Source organism: Novosphingobium sp. B-7, assembly GCF_000410615.1.
GTDB lineage: Bacteria > Pseudomonadota > Alphaproteobacteria > Sphingomonadales > Sphingomonadaceae > Novosphingobium > Novosphingobium capsulatum.
Genome location: NZ_KE148388.1, coordinates 1 through 3,767, shown reverse-complemented (window position 1 = coordinate 3,767; position 3,767 = coordinate 1). Strand labels below are relative to the sequence as shown.

Annotated in this window: 4 protein-coding genes; 3 read left to right on the top strand and 1 reads right to left on the bottom strand. The window is 66.9% G+C overall.

Features of this window, described 5'->3' with window-relative positions; translation table 11 throughout:
* Positions 1–139 precede the first annotated feature (139 nt).
* The 3 genes from H926_RS0116265 to H926_RS0116255 all read left to right on the top strand — a co-directional run bounded on the left by H926_RS0116265 (position 140) and on the right by H926_RS0116255 (position 3,216).
* Positions 140–1,147: a ligase-associated DNA damage response exonuclease gene (locus H926_RS0116265; RefSeq protein ID WP_022677260.1), complete on the top strand. Its 1,008-nt coding sequence runs from the start codon at positions 140–142 to the stop codon at positions 1,145–1,147.
* A gap of 3 nt (positions 1,148–1,150) precedes the next feature.
* Complete coding sequence (locus H926_RS0116260) at positions 1,151–2,746, top strand: cisplatin damage response ATP-dependent DNA ligase (RefSeq protein WP_022677259.1); 1,596 nt, start codon at positions 1,151–1,153, stop codon at positions 2,744–2,746.
* Positions 2,747–2,817: 71 nt separating this feature from the next.
* On the top strand, positions 2,818–3,216 hold the full coding sequence (locus H926_RS0116255; protein WP_022677258.1) for a group II truncated hemoglobin: 399 nt from the start codon (positions 2,818–2,820) through the stop codon (positions 3,214–3,216).
* 90 nt (positions 3,217–3,306) lie between these two features.
* Here H926_RS0116255 and H926_RS0116250 read toward each other — a convergent pair.
* On the bottom strand, positions 3,307–3,767 hold a 461-nt coding region (locus H926_RS0116250), incomplete at its 5' end, for a metallopeptidase TldD-related protein (protein ID WP_022677257.1).

Sequence of the window (3,767 nt, the reverse complement as noted above, 5' to 3'; positions counted from 1 at the left end):
CCCATCGGTGATGGGGAGGATTTTTTGATCCTCCCTGCTTTGCGGGGAGGTGGCAGGCCGAAGGCCTGACGGAGGGGCCCGAACCTCGCCCCAACGCTCATCTGGAACCCAACCGGCAGGCGGGCCATTGTGATGGCACATGCCCATCGATCTTGCCTGGATTCGCCCCGAGCCGCAGGGCATCTATCTGCCCCCCGCTGATGCGTGGATCGATCCAGCCCATGCGGTGCCGCAGGCCTTGGTCACCCATGGCCATTCTGACCATGCGCGGGGCGGCCATGGCCAGACCGTGGCCACGGCGGCGACACTGGCGATCATGGGCCTGCGCTATGGCGTGATGCCCGAAGGCGCGCAGAGCGTGGACTATGGCGAGACCATCGCTCTGCCCGGCGGCATCCGTGCCACGTTCGTGCCGGCGGGCCACGTGCTGGGATCGGCGCAGATCCTGCTGGAGCGCGACGGGCAGCGCGTGGTGGTGACCGGCGATTACAAGCGCAGCCCCGACCCAACGTGCGCCCCGTTCGAGCCGGTGCCGTGCGACGTGTTCATTACCGAGGCGACCTTTGGCCTGCCGGTGTTTCGCCACCCGCCGATCGCCGAGGAAATCGCGCGGCTGCGCGAAACGCAGGCGGCCCATCCGCAGCGCTGCGTGCTGGTGGGTGCCTATGCCCTGGGCAAGGCGCAGCGCCTGATCGCCGAACTACGCCGCGCCGGGCACGATGCGCCGATCTTTCTGCATGGCGCGATGGAGCGGATGTGCGCGCTCTATCGCGAATGGGGCATCGATCTGGGCGAACTGCGCCCGGCCGCCGGTGTGGCCAAGGCGGAACTGGCCGGGCATATCGTGGTCTGCCCGCCATCGGCGCTCAACGACCGCTGGAGCCGCCGCCTGCCCGATCCGATCACTGCCATGGCATCGGGCTGGATGCGGGTGCGGCAGCGGGCGCGGCAGCGCAATGTGGAACTGCCGCTGGTGATTTCCGACCATGCTGATTGGGACGAACTGACCAAGACGATTACTGAGGTAAATCCGGCTGAAACCTGGATCACCCATGGCCGTGAGCAAGCGCTGTTGCGCTGGTGCGCGTTGCACCAGCGCAAGGCCCGCGCGCTGGCCATGGTCGGCTATGAAGACGAGGACGATTGAGCGATGGAACGCTTTGCCGCCCTGGTCGATGGCCTGGTCTATACCCGATCGCGCAATGGCAAGCTGGCGCTGTTGGCGCAGTATCTGCGCGATACTCCCGATCCCGATCGCGGCTGGGCGCTGGCGGCGCTGACCGATGGGCTGAATTTTCCAGCGGTAAAGGCGGGCACAATACGCGCGCTGCTCGATGCGCGGGTGGACGAGGTGCTGTGGCGCCTGTCGCGCGATTATGTGGGCGATACGGCGGAAACCGCCAGCCTGCTGTGGCCCGAACCCCAGACACCGCAGCCGCCCACGCCCAGCGTGAGCGAAGCGGTGGAAGTTTTGGCCGGCGCCACCCGCGCCACGGCGGCGGAGCGGCTGGCCGGATTGCTCGACCGGCTCGATGCCAATGGCCGCTATGCCCTGCTCAAGCTGGCGACCGGGGCGATGCGCATCGGCCTGTCGACGCGGCTGGCCAAGGTGGCGTTTGCCCAGGCGTTTGGCGTGGATGTGGAGCAGGTGGAAGAGCTGTGGCACGGCCAGGCGCCGCCCTATGCCGATCTGTTTGCCTGGGCCGCTGATGGCGCGCCGCCGCCCGATGCGCAAAGCCTGCCACTGTTCCGCCCGTTCATGCTGGCCCAGCCGCTGGAAGATACGGTGGTGGACCTGCACGCGTTTGCGGCGGAATGGAAATGGGACGGCATCCGTGTGCAACTGGTGCATGTGGCTGGGCAAACCCGGCTCTATTCGCGCGGTGGCGATGATATTTCCGCGAGTTTTCCCGAACTGATCGGCGCGTTGCAAATCCCGGCGGTGCTGGATGGGGAACTGCTGGTGCGCGGCAGCCACCAGGGCGGCGAAGCGGGCGGCGCGGCCAGCTTCAACGCGCTACAACAGCGGCTGGGGCGCAAGAGCGTGAGCAAGGCGATGCTGGCCGATTATCCTGCGTTCGTGCGATTGTATGACGTGTTGCAGCTGCAGGGCGAAGACCTGCGGCCGCTGGGCTGGGCCGCGCGGCGCGCCCGGCTGGAGGCGCTGATGCCGCAGCTCGATCCGCAGCGCTTTGATATTTCGGCGGTGATCGAGGCCGACAATCTGGACCAGCTGGCCGAAATTCGCGCGCGTGCACGGGATGATGCGATCGAGGGGGTGATGCTCAAGCGGCGCGATGCGCCCTATGTGTCCGGGCGCCGCGCCGGGCTGTGGTACAAGTGGAAGCGCGATCCGCTGCTGATCGATTGCGTGCTGATGTATGCCCAGCGCGGCAGCGGCAAGCGATCGTCGTTCTATTCCGATTTCACGTTCGGTTGCTGGGATGGCGATCCCGATGCGGGGGCCGACCTGTTGCCGGTGGGCAAGGCCTATTTCGGCTTTACCGACGAGGAACTGAAGTGGCTCGATCGCCATGTGCGCCAGCACACGGTCAACCGCTTTGGCCCGGTGCGCGAGGTTGATCGCCAGCTGGTGCTGGAGGTGGCGTTCGATTCGGTCCATGCCAGCAAGCGGCACAAATCGGGCCTGGCCATGCGTTTCCCGCGCATCCACCGCATCCGCAGCGACAAGCCCGCGCACGAGGCCGACCGGCTGGACACCTTGCGCGCGATGGTGGCGGATTGATGCCGGTCAAGGTGGCTGGGGGCAGGGGCGGTTAGGGGCAAGCATCCCCTCCCTTGCGCGAAAGGCCTGTCATGGCAGCTGCTGCCGAATCCGTTGAAACGCCATTTGCCCGCATCGGCGGCCACGCTACGCTGCGCGCGATCACCGAGCGGTTCTATGACCTCATGGAAAGCAATCCGGCCTATGCCGCGCTGCGGGCGATGCATGCGGCAGACCTGGCACCGATGCGCGCATCGCTGCCCAGCTTCCTGGCGGGATGGTGCGGCGGCCCGCGTGACTGGTGGGAAACCAATCCCGGCAAGTGCATGATGTCGATGCACAAGCCGTTTCCCATCGACGCCACAACCGCCGGTCAGTGGGCCCAGGCGATGCGCCGCGCGATTGCCGAGGTGGCGCCGGCCGATGCCGAGGTGGCGCAAGCCATGGGCGATGTGCTGGAACGCATGGCGCTGGGCATGGCGCGCGGATAAATCGAGCCCATACGAAGGCACGAAGAGAGCGGGTCTGTCCTTCTTCGTGCCTTCGTGGCTTCGTGTGAAAACAAAAAACGCTGCCGCGCCTCAGTCGCCCGCCACACTCATGCCATCGATGCGCAGGGTGGGCACGTCGATCCCGCGTTCGATCTTGAGATCGCTGGCCGGGATCATCGCGGCAAACATGGCCAGCAGGTTGCCGGCCACGGTAAACTCCGCGATCGGGCCGGCGATTTCGCCGTTGACGATGCGAAAGCCGGCGGCGCCGCGGCTGTAATCGCCGGTCACGCCGTTGACGCCGCTGCCGATCAGTTCGGTGACATAGACGCCATCGGCAATATCGGCGATCAGCTGCGCGCGGGTCAGCGTGCCCGGCTCGATCACCACATTGCCGGCGGTGACATGCGGTGCGCCCGATCCCCCACGTGAGGCATGGCCGGTGGGCACGGCGCCCAGCTGGCGCGCGGCGGCACTGTCCATCAGCCAGCCGGTCAGGCGCCCGGCATCGACCAGCTTGCGCGGGGCGGTGGGCAGCCCTTCGCCATCGA